Genomic DNA, 16,191 nt, shown 5'->3' on the forward strand with positions numbered 1-16,191 from the left:
TCTATTCTCCTCGGGCTTTAGCGCCCTTTGCCTTTGATTTGGCGGAGCCTGGCTCCGCAGCCGTCTTTGCCAGATGCGCCGCCCAGAGGTCCGGACGCCGTTCCCGCGTAGTCTCTTCCCGCTGCGCCTCTCGCCATTGCGCGATCTTCTTGTGATCGCCCGACAGCAGCACCTCGGGAATGTCGTGCCCCTCGAACGTCCGCGGTCGCGTGTACTGCGGGTGTTCCAGAAGACCATCCTCAAAGCTCTCGGACGAAAGGCTTTCAGCCGCGCCAAGAACACCGGGGACCAGTCGTACGCACGCCTCGATCGCCACCATGGCCGCCGCCTCGCCACCGGCCAGGACTGCGTTTCCGACGGAAATCTCCTCGAACCCGCGGGCGTCGAGCACCCGCTGGTCCACCCCCTCGAAACGACCGCAAAGCACGACGATGCCGTCGGCCTTGGCCCATTCCTTCACTCGCGCCTGCGTCAGGGGTCGACCGCGTGCGCTCATGTACAAAAGCGGCCGAGGCGGGCCTTCTAGGCTGTCTAGAGCCCGGGCCACCACGTCCGCTTTCAGCACCTGACCGGGACCGCCACCCGCGGGGGTGTCGTCCAGGAAGCCGCGCTTATCTTCGGAAAACGCCCGAATGTCCAGCGTCTGCAGCTCCCACAGCCCCTTCTCGCGCCAGGCGGTGCCGATCAGCGACACGCCAAGCGGCCCGGGAAAGGCCTCGGGGAACATGGTCAGGACGGTGGCGGTAAAGGGCATGGCGGCCCTTTACCGCTCTCAGACCTTAAACGCGAGCCTCAGAGAGCCGGCTTGCCGCCGCCCGCTGCGATCCAGGTGTCGACCTGGTCCGCCAGGACGTCCAGCGGCACCGAGCCGGAGCCGAGGACCACGGCGTGGAAGTCCTTGATGTCGAAGCGGGCGCCCAACGTCGCCTCGGCCTTGTGGCGCAGTTCCTCGATCTTCAGCTCGCCGATCTTGTAGCTGGTCGCCTGACCCGGATTGGTGATGTAGCGCTCCACCTCCTTGCCGATGTCGCGTTCCGACAACAGGGAGTTCTGGCGGAAGTAGTCCATCGCCTGCTCGCGGCTCCAGCGCTTGGCGTGCAGGCCGGTGTCGGTCACCAGACGCACCGCGCGCCAGAGCTCGGTCGAGAGACGGCCGAAGTCGGAATAGGGGTCCTGATAGAAGCCCATCTCCTTGCCCAGTTGCTCGGCGTACAGCCCCCAGCCCTCGGCGTAGGCGCCATAGCCGCCGAACCGACGGAAGCGCGGCAGGCCCTCGATCTCCTGCGCATAGGCGATCTGGAAGTGATGGCCCGGCGCGCCCTCGTGATAACTGATGCCCTCGATCTGGGGCTTCAGCACCTGGGTCATGTCCGAAAGGTTGACGTAGTAGATGCCGGGACGCGAGCCGTCGGGCGCAGGCGCATTGTAGAAGGCGATCGAGGCCGTGGCCTCGCGGAAGGGCTCGACAGCGCGAACCTCCAGCGCAGCCTTGGGCAGGTTGGAGAACCACTGGGGCGCCACCCCCATGACCTGGGCGATGAAGGCGCGGGCGTCGGTCAGATACTGCTCCTTGCCCTCCGGCGTATTGGGATACTGGAAGCGCGGATCGGTCTTCAGGAAGACGAAAAAGTCCTGCAACGAGCCCTCAAAGCCGACCTTCGCCTTGATGACCTCCATCTCGCGCTGGATGCGGGCCACCTCGTCCAGGCCGATCTGGTGGATCTGATCGGCGGTCAGGTCGGTCGTGGTCGAGAGTTGAAGCCGGGCGTTGTAATAGGCCTCGCCCTGCGGCAGGCGCCAGACGCCCGCGTCGCTGTCGGCCATCGGCTGCACCTCGGCGAGGGCCGTCAGCACCGTGTCGAAGCCGCGCTTGTAGGGGCCGGTCAGGGCGGCGCGGGCCGAGGCCAGCAGCCGGTCCTTGGTCGCCTGATCGGCGTCGAGCGCCCCGACCTTCTTCTGGAAGTCGGCCCAGACCGGGTTTTCGGCGCCGTTGTCGAAAGGCGCGCCGGTGATGACGTTGCGGGTGTTCTCGATCGAAGGCGCAAAGACGAAGCGCGGCGAGACCACGCCCTCGGCGGCGCGGGCCTTCAGCGTCGTGGCCACCTGGCCCATGTAACGTTCGGCCTCATTGATCCGCGAGACATAGGCCTCGGCGTCCGCGACGCTGCTGATGCGATGGTTGTTGATCAGGAAGACCGGCAGACTGGTGGTCGGATTGCCGTTGGCAGCGAACTGGAAACCCCAGTCGCGCCACTGGTTCGACAGACGCGCTTGCTGCACGCCATATTCGAACAGCCGCCAGGACATCTTGCTCTGCGCGTTGAGCTTCGACGGATCGAACTCGGCCTTCATGCGCGCCAGTTGCGCCTCTTGCAGGGCCAGCGAACGGGCCGAGGCCGCGTCGGAGACGTCGTCCAGCTTGTCGTAGTCGGTCTTGAGGCCCAGCGCGGTCATCGACTGCGGGCTGAGGGCGATCCACTCCTGGAAGGCCTGGTCGAAGAAGGCGTTAAGACGCGCGTCCTCGCTTTGCGCCTCCGACGAAGCGGCGGCGGGCGCCGTCGTTTGGGCCATGACGGCGGGCGCGGTGGCGCAAAGCGCCAGAACGGCGACGGACGAGATCAGAAAATGACGCATGAAGAACCCCCTCGGAACTACGAGGCGGCACTGTTCCCGCATAGCGCGGGATGCGCAAGTTTCTCGGTCAGCCGCCGCGCAGGTCCGTGATGGTCCGACCCGGCGCGATCTGTTCAGCATCGGTGATCAGGTGGATCAGGGCCGGACGCCCGCCCGCCGCCGCTTCCCGCGCCGCCGCCAGGGCCGCCGGGAAGTCCTCGGTCCGTTCGCAGCGCACAGCGAAGGCGTCGAAGGCCTCGGCGTATTTGACGAAGTCGGGGTTCTTCAGCTCGGTGGCGATGACGCGGGCGGGGTATTCCCGCTCCTGGTGCATGCGGATGGTGCCAAACGTCCCGTTGTCCACGACCACCACGATGACGCCGAGCCCGTACTGGGCGGCGGTGGCCATCTCGTTGGCGCTCATCATGAAGTCGCCGTCGCCGGCGATGCAGACCACTTCGCGCGACGGATCGACCACCTTGGCCCCCAGGGCCGCCGGGTAGCCGTAGCCCATGGCGCCCGAGGTCGGGGCCAGCTGGGTCCGGCGGGCCTGATGGCGATGGAAGCGGTGCAGCCAGGCGGCGAAGTTGCCGGCGCCGTTGGTGATAATGGCGTCTTCGGGCAGGGCCTGCGCCAGATGGGCGACGACCTCGCTCATGTTGACCGCGCTCTTCACTTCGATGGGCGAGGAGAAGGCGATGAAGTCGGCGTGGGCGGTCGCGCCCTGCTCGCTCCAGGCCCGGCCCGGTTCGATGGCGGACAGAGCCAGGGCGGCCAGAGAGTTATCGGCGGTCGCGGCCAAGGCCGGGGCCCAGACACGGCCCAGTTCCTCAGGCCCCGGATGAATGTGGATCAGGGTCTCAGCCGTCCTGGCGCGATCCAGCAGGGTGTAGCCCTGGGTCGGATTCTCGCCCATGCGGGCGCCGATCACCAGCAGCAGGTCGGCGTCCTTGACCCGCGCGACCAGCTTGGGGTTCGGGCCGAGGCCCAGGTCGCCCGCATAGCCCGGATGATCGTTGCGGATCAGGTCCTTGCGCCGGAAGGACAGGGCGACCGGCAGGCCCAATCGCTCGGCCCAGCCCGAAATGGCGTCGGTGGCGGCGTCGGTCCAGCCGGAGCCGCCGAGGATCAACATGGGGCGCTCAGCACGCGACAGGCGTTCGCGCACCTGCTCGACGAAGGCCGGGTCCAGCGCGGCCTTGGCGGCGGCGACGGGGCGCACCGGGGCCGGGCCGCCGTGGTCGTGCAGGATGTTCTCGGGCAGGGCCACCACCACCGGACCCATGCGGCCCTGCAGGGCCGTAGCGAAGGCGCGCTCGACCACCTCGACGGTGCGTTCGGGGCTTTCGATCTCGGCCGCCCACTTGGCCAGGCCGCCGAAGACCTCGCGGTAGTCGACCTCCTGGAAGGCGCCCCTGCCCCGGTCGGTCAGGGCGATCTGGCCGACGAAGAGGATCATCGGGGTGGAGTCCTGATGCGCCGTGTGCACGCCGATCGAGGCGTGGGTCGCGCCCGGTCCGCGCGTGACCATGCAGACGCCCGGCTTGCCCGTCAGCTTGCCATAGGCCTCGGCCATGTTGGCGGCGCCGGCCTCGTGGCGGCAGACGATGACCTCTATCTTGTCGCGCACATCGGCCAGGGCGTCGAGCACGGCCAGATAGCTCTCGCCCGGCACGCAGAAGACCTTGTCGACCCCGTTCATCACGAGAGTATCGACCAGACGGCGGGCGGCGGTATCGAGAGCTTGCGTCATGGTTTCGCCGTTAGCAGATTGAAGGATGAATTGGCCATGCAACCTTATGGTCAAGCTTCACGTTGAAGCGTCAATCGCCATTTTTCGGGGACCCCTCCATGCGCAAGCTCATCATTCTCGGCGTCATCGCCGCCGCCCTGACCACCGCCGCCTGCAACACCGTCGCCGGCGTCGGTCGTGACCTGGAAGCCGCCGGTCAGGCCGTGACCTCGGGCTCCAACTCGGCCCGCAACTAAACCCAGACCCTGGCGCGTTTGCGATCCCGCCACAAAAGCGTAGCGTCGTTCCTTCAAACTGCCGACCTCACATCGGAGAATGACCATGGGACTGCTGGATAACGTGCTGGGCGGCCTCGGCGGAGACGCCGCCGGCGGCCTGTCGGACCTGCTCAAGGGTCAGGGCGGCGTCGGCGGGCTGGCCGAGAAATTCGGTCAGAACGGCCTGGGCGACGTCGTTGGTTCGTGGATCGGCAAGGGCGGCAACGCCGGGATTTCGCCGGAACAGATCGCCTCGGTGCTCGGCTCCGGCCCCATCGCCGACTTCGCCGCCAAGCTGGGCATTTCGCCGGAACAGGCCAGCGAGACCCTGGCGGGCCTGCTGCCGGAAGCCATCGACCGCCTGACGCCGAACGGCTCGGCCGAGGGCGCCGACGACCTGCTCGGCGGCCTGATGAACAACCTGCCGGGCGGCATCAGCGACGCCCTCGGCGGACTGTTCAAGCGCTGATCTTTAGCGCGGTCCCCCTCCCCCGCTGCGCAGGGGAGGATGGGTCGCTTCAGGCCTCGGCCTCATAGGTGACGCCCGTCAGATAGAGCCCATCTGACGGCGCCACCGGGCCACATCGCGCGCGGTCCTGCGCCGCCAGCGCATCCGCCAAATCGGCTACGGCCCAGCGGCCCAGACCGACCTCGGCCAGGCTGCCGGCCATCGAGCGGACCTGACGGTGCAGGAAGCTGCGCGCCTCGAACACCAGATGCACCTCTTCGCCGACTCTGGCGACACGGGCCACGTCCAGGGTCTTGACCGGGCTGGCCGACTGACACTGGGCATCGCGGAAGGTGGTGAAGTCGTGCAGGCCGATCAGGCTCTGCGCCGCCGCATGCATGGCCTCGGCGTCCAGCGGCTTCTTGACGTGCCAGACCCGGCCCCGGTCCAGCGCCGGGCGGCCCGGGCGGTTGAGGATGCGATACAAATACTTGCGCCCGTTGGCGGTGAAGCGAGCGTGCCAGTCGTCGCTGACCCGGGCGCAGTCCAGCACCGCCACCGCCTCGTGCATCAGGTGGGCATTGAGGGCGTTCATCACCGTCCGCGCGGGCCAGTCGCGCTCCAGATCGACATGGCAGGTCTGGCCCGTGGCGTGGACCCCGGTGTCGGTGCGGCCAGCGGCGGCGATGCGCACGGTCTGGCCGGTAAAGGCCGTCACCGCCGTCTCGATGGCGCCCTGCACCGTCGGCTGACCCATCTGGGCCTGAAAGCCGTTGTAGGCCGAGCCGTCGTACTCGACGGTGAAACGGTAGCGGGGCATTACCCGAGCACAGTTCCAGCGGGCACTGCAAAGCCGCGCAGCATTTCCTCGGCGGATTGCGCCGCCTTGCCGGGGCGCTGCACGCGGGTCAGGCGCACCGCGCCGTTTCCGCAGGCCACCGTCAGGGCGTCGTCCAGCACCTGACCGGGCGCCCCCTGCCCTTCGGCCAGAGCCGACATCAGCGCCTTAATGCGCACCGGCTCGCCGTCGGCCTCGACCTCGAACCAGGCGCCGGGGAAGGGCGACAGGCCGCGAATGTGGGCGTCCACCTCGGCCGCCGAACGTGTCCAGTCGATGCGGGCCTCGGCGGGGGTGATCTTCTTGGCGTAGGTCGCTTCGCCCGTCTGTTCGGTCTCGGTGAAGCCGCCACGTTCGATGGCGGCCAGGGCGCGCGGCCACAGGGCGGCGCCGAGGTGCGACATGCGCTCGGTCAGGCTGGCCGCCGTGTCGTCGGGATGGATGTCCATGACCTCGGACAGGATGATCGCGCCCTCGTCCAGGCCCTCGCTCATCCGCATGATCTGGGCGCCGGTCTGGCGGTCGCCGGCCATGATGGCGCGCTGGATCGGGGCCGCACCGCGCCAACGCGGCAAGAGCGAGCCGTGCAGATTGAAGCACCCCAGACGCGGCGCCTCCAGCACCTCGGGCTTGAGGATCTGGCCGTAGGCGACGACGCAGGCGGCGTCGAGGTCGAGGCTCTGGAAGTCAGCGATGGCTTCTGGCGACTTCATGCTCTCGGGCGTGAAGACCGGCAGGCCCATGGCCTCGGCGAAGGCGTGAACGGGCGACGGCGTCAGCTTCTGCCCCCGGCCCTTGGGGCGCGGCGGCTGCGAATAGACGGCGACGATCTCGTGTCCCGAGGCGATCAGCTCGGCCAGCGACGGCACGGCGAAGTCGGGGGTTCCCATGAAGGCTAGGCGCATGGCCACGCCTTTAGACCCTGGGGCGGATTACATCCAGCGCGTATAGACGCCGCCGCCCTCGTCCCACTCGCCGCCCGCATCCAGGGCGTCGTCGAAATCGAGCAGACGGTCCAGCAACAGGCCCGCCACCACGCCGACGGCGGCGACGGCGACGATGGTGGCCAGGCTGGCCGCGCCGACCTTCTGGTTGCGGGTCAGGCGGCGACGACCGCGCGGGTCGATGATCGTGGTCTTGCGGGCCATCAGGCGGCGAGCCTTGCGTTCTTCTTGACCTTGGCGACGGCCCGCTCGCGGCGCAGGCGCGACAGGTGGTCGATGAACAGGACGCCGTTCAGGTGATCCAGTTCGTGCTGGAAGCAGACGGCGTAGAGACCTTCGATCTCTTCCTCGATCTGCTGGCCGGCGTAGTCCATGTAGCGGACGCGGATGCGGGCCGGGCGTTCGACGGCGTCGTAATAGTCCGGCACCGACAGGCAGCCCTCTTCGTAGGCGTACATCTCGTCCGAGGCCCAGACGACCTCGGGGTTGACGAAGAAGCGCGGGTTGCGACGGGCCAGTTGCAGGTCCTCGCTCTCCTCGGCCTCGGGGTCGTCCGACGCGCCTTCGACCGGGTTGTCGCCCAGGTCCATGACCACGACGCGCTTCAACTCGCCGATCTGGGCGGCGGCCAGGCCGATGCCCGGCGCGGCGTACATGGTCTCCAGCATGTCGTCCATGAGGGCGCGCAGCTCGTCGGTCACGCCGCCCTCCACGGGCGGGGAGACGGCCTTGAGGATCGCCAGGTCGGCGGCGTTATCGATGGTCAGGATGCGACGAATAGCCATGGCCCGCAGGTAGGGTGCGAAGCCTCGAACGTCAAGAATTACCGAGTGCGGCGCTTGGTCTTGGCTTGACCGTCAAGCGGCAGGCAAGGGGCGCGGCTTGCGGTCCGCGTCGATGGCCACATAGGTGAAGACGCCTTCGGTCACGCGCACTGAGCGGGCCTCGGCCTCACCGCGCGAGCGCTTCCAGACCTCGACGTGGACGCGGATCGAGGTGCGGCCGGTGTGGATGACCTTGGCGTAGGTCGAGACCTCGTCGCCGACCGAGACCGGCTGGTGAAAGACCATGCCGTCCAGGGCCACGGTGGCGCAGCGGCCGTTGGCGCGCTCGAAGGCCGGGGTGGCGCCGGCAAGGTCCATCTGGGCCAGCAGCCAGCCGCCGAAGATGTCGCCCTCGGGGTTGGTGTCGGCGGGCATGGCGATGACGCGCCCGACCGGTTGGCCTTCGGGCAGGAGGACGGGGGTCTGTTCGGCGTCGGTCACGATCGGGGCCTTGAAGGTCTTGGGGAGAAGGCCTTCTCCATGCGCCTCCCGTTCGGCTGCATCAAGGCTGCTACGCGCGCGGCCGCAATCGATCCAGCAGCCCCTGAAGACCCTGTCGCTCGGCCACCGGCGAACGCCACAAATCCCCCGCCCGCGCCCGCTCTCGCGCGGCGTCGAACAGCCGCTTCATCGTGAGGGTGTCGAAGCTCAGCATCCCCCCCTGATCCGGGGCGTCGGGGATGGAGGCGACGCTGATCGACAAGCCTTGCGCCGCGCAGAAGGTCGTCGCCACGCCCAGGGCCTGGCGATAGGAGAACCGCAGCATGGCGTCGAAGCTGCGGGTCAGCACCGCCGCCACATTGGGCGCCGTGGTGCGCGGCTCCGGTTCCAGCACCGTATTGACCAGGACATGCACCCGCCCCCGGTGCAGCCGCCGCCCCAGGCGGTTCCAGCGCAACAGGCCCTCGGGCATCAGGAACAGTGGCGCGGCCACCCCGCCGTCAACGTGCATCTCCTCGAACGTGTCGCCATCCTCGCCATCGACTGTGCAAGGAAAACGGCGTGGTGGGAACAGACCCGGCAGGCTGGCCGAGGCGGCCAAGACCTCGCGGAACAGGGCCACGGCCCGCTCGCCGCCATGCGAGGCGATGGCCCCCATGTCCCAGATACAGGCGCGCTGGCTGTCCAGATCGGTCGTCGCCACCAGCAACCGGCGCCCCCGCGCATGCTCGACCGCCACGGCGTCGATCATGGCCTCGTCGACAAAGGGATGGATCAGGGCGTCCAGGGCCTCGCCCCGGAACAGCCCGCCGGTGAAGGTCGACGCCAGCCGGCGCAGGCTCAGCAAATCCGCGGCGTGGCCGCCGACATAGGCGTCGGCCAGACGGTCGTCCCAGGCCGGCCCCAGAAAGGCGAAGGGCGCGATGAGGGCGCCGGTGCTGACCCCCGTCACCAGGGCGAACTCGGGCCGCGTCCCCGCCTCGCTCAGCCCGACCAGAGCCCCTGCCCCATAGGCGCCGCCCGCCGCGCCGCCGGAAATCGCCAGCATGTCGAACCGCCCCGACGACCAGCCCGAACGCGGCAGCGACAGCCGATCCGCCGCCGCCTCCAGCGAAGCCTCGGCCTGCTCGACGCTCAGCCGAATATCGGAAAACCCCGCGATCCGCCCCATGCCCGGCGGGGGCGCGGGCAAACGGCCCTTGGGCTGGCGTCGAAAGAGAGGGGCATGTTCGCTCACACGGCATTCATTGACCGCGGCGCAGCTTGGGTCAAATGACGATGACGAGGAGATGGCGCACCCGAGAGGATTCGAACCTCTGACCCCTGCCTTCGGAGGGCAGTACTCTATCCAGCTGAGCTACGGGTGCGTCTGCGACCTTGAAGGCCGGACGGCGGTGCTTACAGCATGGGCCGGGCGGCCTCAATCCCTGAATCTCCGCGGCGACGCCTTCTTGGCGTGGAAGCGGCAAACGCCTAGCGTCCCGGCCGGAGAGAGGGAGTTTCCATGCGCGTTTCCACCATCGCCGCCCTGACGGCCGCCGTCGCCCTCCTGGCCGCCTGCGCCGCAACGCCGAAAACGGCGCCGGACAGCCTGGACGCCGTGGCGCGCGATTATGTGGCCCTGACGCTGGAGATCGGCGAGCGCGAGCCGGGCTATGTCGACGCCTATTACGGTCCGGCCGAATGGGCCGAAGCGGCCAAGGCCCATCCACGCGTCCTGCCCCAACTGGCCGAAGGCGCCGCTGGTCTGAGCCGGCGCCTCGACGCCCTGCCGACGGCGGAGCTGGACGCCGAGAGCCGTCAGCGTCGCGCCTATCTCACGGCCCATGTCTCTGCAGCCTCGGCGCGCCTGCGGATGCTGGGCGGCGAGAAGATGGGCTTCGCCGACGAGGCCGAGGCTCAGTTCGGCGTGCGGCCCGAGTTGCGCCCGCTGTCGAGCTATGACCCGGTCCTGGCGCGCATCGACGCCCTGATCCCCGGCGAGGGGCCGCTGGCCGACCGCGTCGCGGCGTTTCGCGCTCGCTACGTCATCCCCAAGGATCGGCTGGAGCCGGTGATGCGGGCCGCCATCAACGAGTGCAAGGCGCGCACCGAGCGGCGCATGACCCTGCCCGCCCATGAGACCTTCACCCTGGAATTCGTCAACGACAAGCCGTGGTCGGGCTACAACTGGTACAAGGGGAACGCCTTCAGCTTGATCCAGGTGAACACGGATCTGCCCATCTATATCGACCGCGCCGTCGATCTGGGCTGCCACGAGGGCTATCCGGGCCACCACGTCTATAACGCCCTGCTGGAACAGACCTTTGTGAAGCAGAAGGGCTGGGTCGAGATGAGCGTCTATCCCCTGTTCAGCCCCATGTCCTTCATCGCCGAGGGCAGCGCCAACTACGGCATCGACCTGGCCTTCCGCGGTCATGAGCGCACCGATTTCGAAAAGCGCGTGCTCTATCCCCTGGCCGGTCTGGACCCGGCGACCGCCGAGGCCCAGACGCAGCTGTTGGCCCTGACGCGCGAACTGGGCCGGGCGGAATACACCGTGGCCGACGCCTACCTGGCCGGACGCATCGACCGCGAGACCGCCCTGGACCAACTGCAGAAATACAACCTGGTGGCGCGCGACCGGGCGGCCCAGCGGCTGAGCTTCATCGACACCTATCGCTCCTACATCATCAACTACGGCCTGGGCCGCGACATGGTGCAGGCCTGGGTGGAACGTCAGGGGCCGGATCATTGGGCGACGACGGAGGGGCTGCTGGCCAGCCAGACGCTGCCGGTCGATCTGGACTAGGCAACTCGCAGCCCCTGACTGCGTTTACAGCCAAGGTTCATCGCAAGAAGGGGGATATTCCCATGCGCATCCGCACGCCCGCCCGCACCCTGGCCATCGCCGCCGCATCCGTCCTCGCGCTTGGCGCCGCCGCCTGCACTCAGGCCGAACAGGAAACGGCTGAAACCAAGGCTGAAGTGGCCGGCGACAAGGTCGCCGCCGCCGCCGCCCAGACCGGCGAAGTGGTGGAATCCGGGGCCATGAAAGCGGCGCAGGCGGTCGAGGACGGCGCCAGCAAGGTGGCCGACAAGCTGGAAGACAAACAGGCCCAGGCCGCTCGCGAAGGCCGCCCCGGCGCCGTCGATCCGGCCACGGACACGCGGGTTCCCGCCAAGAACTGACCGAACAGCGCCCTTCTCTCTCGCGAGAGAAGGGTCCGCCGTCACGTCAGCCGGTTCGCCTTCCTGAGGCTGGGGAAGACCCTGGCCCAGATGCCGGTCGCGGCCAGGGCCCCGACGCCGCCGAACACCGCCGCCCCGATGGGGCCCAGCAGCCGCACCATGACCCCCGAATAGGCCTCGCCCAGTTCATTGGAGGCGCCGATGAACAGCATGGACACCGACGACACCCGCCCGCGCATGTGATCGGGCGTAGCCAGCTGGATCAGGGTCTGTCGGATATTGACGCTGATCATGTCCGCCCCGCCGCCGATGAAGAGCGCCAGCGCGCTCAGCCAGACCCAGTGCGACAGGCCGAACGTCAGGGTGGACAGGCCGAACACCGCCACAGCCGCGAACATCCAGCGCCCGCCGTGCTTCACGATGGGGAAGCGGCTGAGATAGAGGGCCACCAGCAGGGCCCCCACCCCGAACGAGGCCCGCAGCAGGCCGAAGCCCTGCGGCCCCACATGCAGGATGTCGCGCGCGAAGATCGGCGTCAGCAGGGCCACGCCCGCCAGCAGAACCACGACCAGATCCAGAGAGATGGCGCCGAGCACGATCTTGGTCTTCCAGACGTAGGACAGACCTTCCTTGACCAGCTCCATCGGCCCCACACCCGTCTCGACGAACTGCGGCTTGCCCTTGGTGCGGATCAGCAGGAAGCAGGCGATGGCCACAAAGAACAGCGCCATGGCCGAGGCGTAGGCCCAGGGCACCGCGAAGCCGACGATGACGCCGCCGAGCGCCGGGCCGGCGATGGCCCCGGTCTGGAAGGCGATGGACTGGGCCGCGATGGCCGGCGGCAAGGCTTTGCGCCCCACCACCATGGGCAGGAAGGCCTGGCTGGCCGGGGCGAGGAAGGCCCGCGCCGCGCCGAAGACGGCGGCCACGGTCAACAGCCCCCACAGCGGCGGCGACCCGTGCAGGGCCATGGCGAGGAAGGCCAGGGCGCACAGGCTCTCGACCACGATGGACAGGGTCACGGTGTGCTTGCGGTCGCGCCGGTCGGCCATGGCCCCGGCGGGCAGGGTGAAGGCCAGCAGCGGCAGGAACTGACACAGACCCACCAGACCCAGATACAGGCTGGCCTCGGCGATCGGATGATCGCGGCGGGCGATCTCATAGACCTGCCACAACAGGGCCGAGGACTGGATCTGGATGCCCAGAACCGCCGCCACGCGCCCGACCCACAGCAAGCGAAAATCGCGAATAGCCCACGGACTGGATGGGCCGCCATCGTGCGAATCAGGCGGCAAAGGCGGCTGGGGCGGAACCGTCGGGGCGGTGTCGATACTGTCTGTGGTCACGTTCTTCGAGGCGTCTTCGGATAGGGGGTTCCGTCGCGATGGAAGTAGCGGTCGGCGCCCTTTGGCAGGATCATGTCGATGTCGGGATAGTCGCAGGCGTCGTTAGCGGGGCGCCGCGACCCGACCTCCAGCAGCACCGCCTCACGGTCGCTGCGGTTTTCTATTCTGTGGCCGTTGGGGACGCCTGCCTTGAAGCCGGCGCAGTCACCCGCTTTCAGGACCGTCTCGCCGTCTTCCTCGACCAGAACCACCTCGCCCTCAACCACCCAGACGAACTCGTCCTCGGCCGTATGCCAGTGGCGCTGGCTGGACCAGGCCCCGGCGGGCAGGCGCAACAGATTGACGCCGAACTGGTCCAGACCGACCGCGTCGCCCAGCCGCCAGCGCCGCCGCGGCTTGCAGGGGGCGGCGAACTCGTCCGGGTAGCCCGTCCCATGTCCGGTGGGCGCATTGTCGATGTCGATCTTCGGCACGGTTTCGGGCCTTCTCGCGGATGCGGGATATGCCTAAAGCATAGAGCCCATGAGCGCCGCATCACATTCCGTCATCGATCCTGTCGAACTGACCCGCGACCTGATCCGCATTCCCTCCGTCACCCCCGCCGACGAAGGGGCCATGGACGTGCTGGAACGGACCCTGACCGGCCTGGGCTTCACCTGCCGCCGCATGGTGTTCGAGGGGCCGACCGGCGTGGGTCATGACGCCCGCATCGAGAACCTCTACGCCCGACGCGGCACGGCCTCGCCCAACCTCTGCTTCGCCGGCCACACCGACGTGGTGCCGACCGGCGACGTCGCCGCCTGGACCGCCGCCCCGTTTGAAGGCGAGACCCGCGACGGCATCCTCTATGGACGCGGCGCCGTGGACATGAAGGGCGGTATCGCCGCCTGGGTCGCCGCCGTCTCGCGCATTCTGGCGGAAGGCGACGTGCCCGGCTCCCTCTCCTTCCTGATCACCGGCGACGAGGAAGGCCCGGCCCTGCACGGCACCAAGCGCGTGGTCGAGGCCCTGATGGCCGAGGGCGAGGTCATCGACGCCTGCGTGGTCGGCGAACCGTCGTCGGCCCACCATCTGGGCGACATGATCAAGGTCGGACGGCGCGGCTCGCTCAACACCTGGATCACCGTCCACGGCAAGCAGGGCCACGTCGCCTATCCCGACCGCGCCGCCAATCCGGCCCCGGTCATCGCTAAACTTCTGGCGCGCCTGGACGCCCACGTGCTGGACGACGGCTATCCATCCTTGGACGCTAACGCCCCGCTCGCGGAGCGGGACTGCGTGAGCGTAGGGTTCCCGCCGTCGAACCTTGAGATCACCACCATCGACGTGGGCAATCCGGCGACCAACATCATCCCCGCCGAGGCGAAGGCGCGGCTCAACATCCGCTTCAATCCGACCCACACCGGCGACGGCCTGATCGACTGGCTGAACCGCGAGGCGGGCCTCGTTCAGGCTGAAACCGGCCTGCGCATCGAGCTGACCCATATGTGCTCCGGCGAGGCCTTCCTGACCGAGCCGGGCGTCTTCGTCACAGCGGTGCAGGACGCGGTGGAGGCGACCCTGGGCCGCCGCCCCGAGGCCTCAACCACCGGCGGCACCTCGGACGCCCGCTTCATCCGCGCCCTGTGCCCGGTGCTGGAGCTGGGCCTGGTCGGCCAGACCATGCACCAGGTGGACGAGCGCGTGCCCGAGGCCGAGCTGCGCGCCCTGACCGACGCCTATCAGGCGGTCATCGGCACGGTGTTCGAACGCCTCTGATCAGGGCGTCCGAACGCCGCCAAGGCCTTAGTTGCCGCGATAGGTGCTGTAGCCGTAGGGGCTGACCACCACCGGCACGTGATAGTGGACGCTGGGATCGACCACCTGGAAGACCACGTCGATCTCGGGGAAGAAGGGCGGCGTCGTCGGCTCGCCGTAACGCGACATGTCGAACACCAGGCGATAGGTCGCCGCCTCGGTCTTAATCGCGTCGCCGAACGAGCGGACTCGGCCGTTCTCGTCCGTGCGGCTGGTCGCCAGATCGCGCCAGCCGCCGTCGGTCGACTTGATCTGCAGCGTGACCGGGACGTCCCGACCGCCGACGCCGCGCGCCAGGTCCAGCACGTGGGTCGAGATCGTCTCAGCCGCGGCGGGGAAGGCGAAGGCGGACAGGGCGGCCGCCGCAACGGCGAGGGTGCGAAGGTTGATCGAACGAACTCCTGAAAGTGAAATGCAGTAGCGCGGCCTTATTCGCGCGAAAGACGGCGACGGATGGGTCGCGCCCCACATTTCATCAGTCGCTGAGCGTCAAGCCTCGCCCGCCGCTTCCAGCCGGGCGATGCGGCGATCCATGTCCGCGACCTGATCCTTCAGGCGCTGCTTTTCCGAGACCATGTCGACGGGCGTGCCGTCCTCATAGGTCAGCTGCGCCCCCTTCTCGATCAGGTCGAGACGAAACAGGGCGGTGACGCGCGTCGCCTTGAACCGCTCCAGTTCGCTGTCCTTGTCGAGGGCCATCAGAGCGCCGCCACGACAATGATTTCGACCAGGTAGTCGGGCGTAGCCAGTTTGGCTTCGCTGGTGGCGCGGGCCGGCGGATTGGCCTTGTCGACCCAGGCGTCCCAGACGGCGTTCATGGCCTCGAAGTCGGCGATGTCGGCCAGCCAGATGGTCGCCATCAGGATCTTGGACTTGTCGGTGCCGGCCTGGGCCAGCAGGGCGTCGATCTCGGCCAGGGTGGTCTTGGTCTGGGCCGTGACGTCGTCGCCCGGCTCGCCTACCTGACCGGCCAGATAGACGGTGTTCCCGTGGATGACGGCCTCGCTCATGCGGGCGCCGGGCTGGATACGGGTGATCATGGGGAGGCCTCCTGAAATCGGGCCTCCGGCTTAGCCCAGCATCATCTCCATCACCAGCAAGGCGGTGAGGAAGACCGCTGCAAACGAGATGCAGAAGAAGACGGCGTCACGTAGTCGGCGGCGCGCGGGGCCGGTTGGAGTGGCGGACGGTAGATTGATCGGCAGGCGCGACATCAGCGGACCCTCATCATGAACCCTGAGCTTGCACCGTCATGCTTACCCCTTGATAAACAGAAACAATCAGTTTTCAGACTCCTCTTGTGAAGTTCCTGTGGCCCGGCCCGCGCCGTCTTGCGCCCGTCGCCGCGAACGCCGATCTTCCGCCCATGAGCAAGACGCCCAAACCCTTCAAGGTTACGAAGACCCGCTGGAACGAGGTGGTTCTGGTGTGCCGCAAATGCTCCAAGAAGCTGGACGGCGGCTTCGGCCCCGACGGCGACCAGACGCTGAAGAAGGCGCTGCGGCGCTATCTGCACGCCGGCAAGGGGCGCAAGGCGGATCTGGCCGTGCTCGGCGCCGACTGTTTCGACGTCTGCCCCAGGAACGCCGTGGTGGCCGTCAACGCCCGCCGCCCCGAGGAACTGCTGATCGTCCCCGCCGGGGCCGACCTGTTCGAGGTCAAGGCCAGGTTGGGTCTGGACGACGGACGCCGCCTCAAGCCGGCTCTGCCCCCCACGGATACGGGCAGCGATCCGGTCAAGACGACTTCCTAAAGTTCC

21 protein-coding genes and 1 tRNA gene are annotated in these 16,191 nt (G+C 68.2%); 6 read left to right on the forward strand and 16 right to left on the reverse strand.

Annotated elements, in window-relative coordinates:
- Position 1: 1 nt before the first annotated feature.
- The 3 genes from trmD to HNP51_RS11620 form a co-directional block, all read right to left on the reverse strand.
- Positions 2 to 754, reverse strand: a complete 753-nt coding sequence (gene trmD / locus HNP51_RS11610) for a tRNA (guanosine(37)-N1)-methyltransferase TrmD (RefSeq protein ID WP_184269322.1) — start codon at positions 752 to 754, stop codon at positions 2 to 4.
- Positions 755 to 792: 38 nt separating this feature from the next.
- The gene (locus HNP51_RS11615; protein ID WP_184269320.1) at positions 793 to 2,634 is read right to left on the reverse strand and encodes a DUF885 family protein; all 1,842 of its coding nucleotides are present in this window, start codon (positions 2,632 to 2,634) and stop codon (positions 793 to 795) included.
- Between the two features lie 67 nt (positions 2,635 to 2,701).
- Positions 2,702 to 4,366 (reverse strand): thiamine pyrophosphate-binding protein, encoded by a 1,665-nt coding sequence (locus HNP51_RS11620; protein ID WP_184269318.1) that lies wholly within the window; start codon positions 4,364 to 4,366, stop codon positions 2,702 to 2,704.
- Between the two features lie 98 nt (positions 4,367 to 4,464).
- On the opposite strand from HNP51_RS11620, the gene HNP51_RS11625 reads away from it, so the two are divergent.
- Positions 4,465 to 4,602: an entericidin A/B family lipoprotein gene (locus tag HNP51_RS11625; RefSeq protein ID WP_184269316.1), complete on the forward strand. Its 138-nt coding sequence runs from the start codon at positions 4,465 to 4,467 to the stop codon at positions 4,600 to 4,602.
- Positions 4,603 to 4,687: 85 nt separating this feature from the next.
- Complete coding sequence (locus HNP51_RS11630; RefSeq protein WP_184269314.1) at positions 4,688 to 5,092, forward strand: YidB family protein; 405 nt, start codon at positions 4,688 to 4,690, stop codon at positions 5,090 to 5,092.
- 49 nt (positions 5,093 to 5,141) lie between these two features.
- Here HNP51_RS11630 and truA read toward each other — a convergent pair whose 3' ends face one another.
- The 7 genes from truA to HNP51_RS11665 form a co-directional block, all read right to left on the reverse strand.
- The gene (truA, locus tag HNP51_RS11635) at positions 5,142 to 5,891 is read right to left on the reverse strand and encodes a tRNA pseudouridine(38-40) synthase TruA (protein ID WP_184269312.1); all 750 of its coding nucleotides are present in this window, start codon (positions 5,889 to 5,891) and stop codon (positions 5,142 to 5,144) included.
- Positions 5,891 to 6,814 (reverse strand): methionyl-tRNA formyltransferase, encoded by a 924-nt coding sequence (gene fmt, locus HNP51_RS11640; protein WP_184269310.1) that lies wholly within the window; start codon positions 6,812 to 6,814, stop codon positions 5,891 to 5,893. Before fmt ends, truA begins: the two co-directional genes overlap by 1 nt.
- A 27-nt stretch (positions 6,815 to 6,841) precedes the next feature.
- Positions 6,842 to 7,057, reverse strand: a complete 216-nt coding sequence (locus HNP51_RS11645) for a hypothetical protein (protein WP_105563730.1) — start codon at positions 7,055 to 7,057, stop codon at positions 6,842 to 6,844.
- Positions 7,057 to 7,638 (reverse strand): peptide deformylase, encoded by a 582-nt coding sequence (locus HNP51_RS11650; protein ID WP_184269308.1) that lies wholly within the window; start codon positions 7,636 to 7,638, stop codon positions 7,057 to 7,059. The genes HNP51_RS11645 and HNP51_RS11650 overlap by 1 nt, the downstream gene beginning before the upstream one ends.
- 72 nt (positions 7,639 to 7,710) lie before the next feature.
- Entirely contained in the window at positions 7,711 to 8,052 is a 342-nt protein-coding gene (locus tag HNP51_RS11655) for an acyl-CoA thioesterase (RefSeq protein WP_221415866.1), read from the reverse strand.
- Positions 8,053 to 8,188: 136 nt separating this feature from the next.
- Positions 8,189 to 9,355, reverse strand: a complete 1,167-nt coding sequence (locus HNP51_RS11660; protein ID WP_311769924.1) for a patatin-like phospholipase family protein — start codon at positions 9,353 to 9,355, stop codon at positions 8,189 to 8,191.
- Between the two features lie 53 nt (positions 9,356 to 9,408).
- Positions 9,409 to 9,485: transfer RNA gene (locus HNP51_RS11665), tRNA-Arg, on the reverse strand.
- A gap of 137 nt (positions 9,486 to 9,622) precedes the next feature.
- On the opposite strand from HNP51_RS11665, the gene HNP51_RS11670 reads away from it, so the two are divergent.
- Positions 9,623 to 10,909 (forward strand): hypothetical protein, encoded by a 1,287-nt coding sequence (locus tag HNP51_RS11670; protein ID WP_184269305.1) that lies wholly within the window; start codon positions 9,623 to 9,625, stop codon positions 10,907 to 10,909.
- A 62-nt stretch (positions 10,910 to 10,971) separates the two neighbouring features.
- Positions 10,972 to 11,289, forward strand: a complete 318-nt coding sequence (locus HNP51_RS11675; RefSeq protein WP_184269303.1) for a hypothetical protein — start codon at positions 10,972 to 10,974, stop codon at positions 11,287 to 11,289.
- Positions 11,290 to 11,330: 41 nt separating this feature from the next.
- Here the strand turns inward: HNP51_RS11675 and HNP51_RS11680 are convergent, their stop codons facing one another.
- Both HNP51_RS11680 and HNP51_RS11685 read right to left on the reverse strand, forming a co-directional pair.
- Complete coding sequence (locus HNP51_RS11680) at positions 11,331 to 12,584, reverse strand: MFS transporter (protein WP_184270483.1); 1,254 nt, start codon at positions 12,582 to 12,584, stop codon at positions 11,331 to 11,333.
- A gap of 47 nt (positions 12,585 to 12,631) precedes the next feature.
- Positions 12,632 to 13,108, reverse strand: a complete 477-nt coding sequence (locus HNP51_RS11685; RefSeq protein WP_184269301.1) for a cupin domain-containing protein — start codon at positions 13,106 to 13,108, stop codon at positions 12,632 to 12,634.
- Positions 13,109 to 13,157: 49 nt separating this feature from the next.
- On the opposite strand from HNP51_RS11685, the gene dapE reads away from it, so the two are divergent.
- Positions 13,158 to 14,393 carry a succinyl-diaminopimelate desuccinylase gene (gene dapE / locus HNP51_RS11690; protein WP_184269299.1) on the forward strand — a complete coding sequence of 412 codons (1,236 nt, stop codon included), beginning with the start codon at positions 13,158 to 13,160 and terminating at the stop codon, positions 14,391 to 14,393.
- A gap of 27 nt (positions 14,394 to 14,420) precedes the next feature.
- Here the strand turns inward: dapE and uraH are convergent, their stop codons facing one another.
- Genes uraH through HNP51_RS11710 form a run of 4 tightly spaced genes read right to left on the reverse strand, consistent with a single transcriptional unit; the run spans position 14,421 to position 15,646 of the window.
- Positions 14,421 to 14,903 (reverse strand): hydroxyisourate hydrolase, encoded by a 483-nt coding sequence (gene uraH, locus HNP51_RS11695; protein ID WP_184269297.1) that lies wholly within the window; start codon positions 14,901 to 14,903, stop codon positions 14,421 to 14,423.
- An 18-nt stretch (positions 14,904 to 14,921) separates the two neighbouring features.
- Positions 14,922 to 15,131 carry a hypothetical protein gene (locus tag HNP51_RS11700; RefSeq protein WP_184269295.1) on the reverse strand — a complete coding sequence of 70 codons (210 nt, stop codon included), beginning with the start codon at positions 15,129 to 15,131 and terminating at the stop codon, positions 14,922 to 14,924.
- On the reverse strand, positions 15,131 to 15,472 hold the full coding sequence (locus HNP51_RS11705) for a RidA family protein (protein ID WP_184269293.1): 342 nt from the start codon (positions 15,470 to 15,472) through the stop codon (positions 15,131 to 15,133). The genes HNP51_RS11700 and HNP51_RS11705 overlap by 1 nt, the downstream gene beginning before the upstream one ends.
- Before the next feature lie 30 nt (positions 15,473 to 15,502).
- Positions 15,503 to 15,646 carry a hypothetical protein gene (locus HNP51_RS11710; RefSeq protein ID WP_184269291.1) on the reverse strand — a complete coding sequence of 48 codons (144 nt, stop codon included), beginning with the start codon at positions 15,644 to 15,646 and terminating at the stop codon, positions 15,503 to 15,505.
- Between the two features lie 152 nt (positions 15,647 to 15,798).
- Here HNP51_RS11710 and HNP51_RS11715 point away from each other — a divergent pair, with 152 nt between their 5' ends.
- Complete coding sequence (locus HNP51_RS11715) at positions 15,799 to 16,185, forward strand: hypothetical protein (protein WP_184269289.1); 387 nt, start codon at positions 15,799 to 15,801, stop codon at positions 16,183 to 16,185.
- Positions 16,186 to 16,191: the final 6 nt, after the last annotated feature.

The sequence above is a fragment of the Brevundimonas bullata genome, from assembly GCF_014207965.1.
GTDB lineage: Bacteria > Pseudomonadota > Alphaproteobacteria > Caulobacterales > Caulobacteraceae > Brevundimonas > Brevundimonas bullata_A.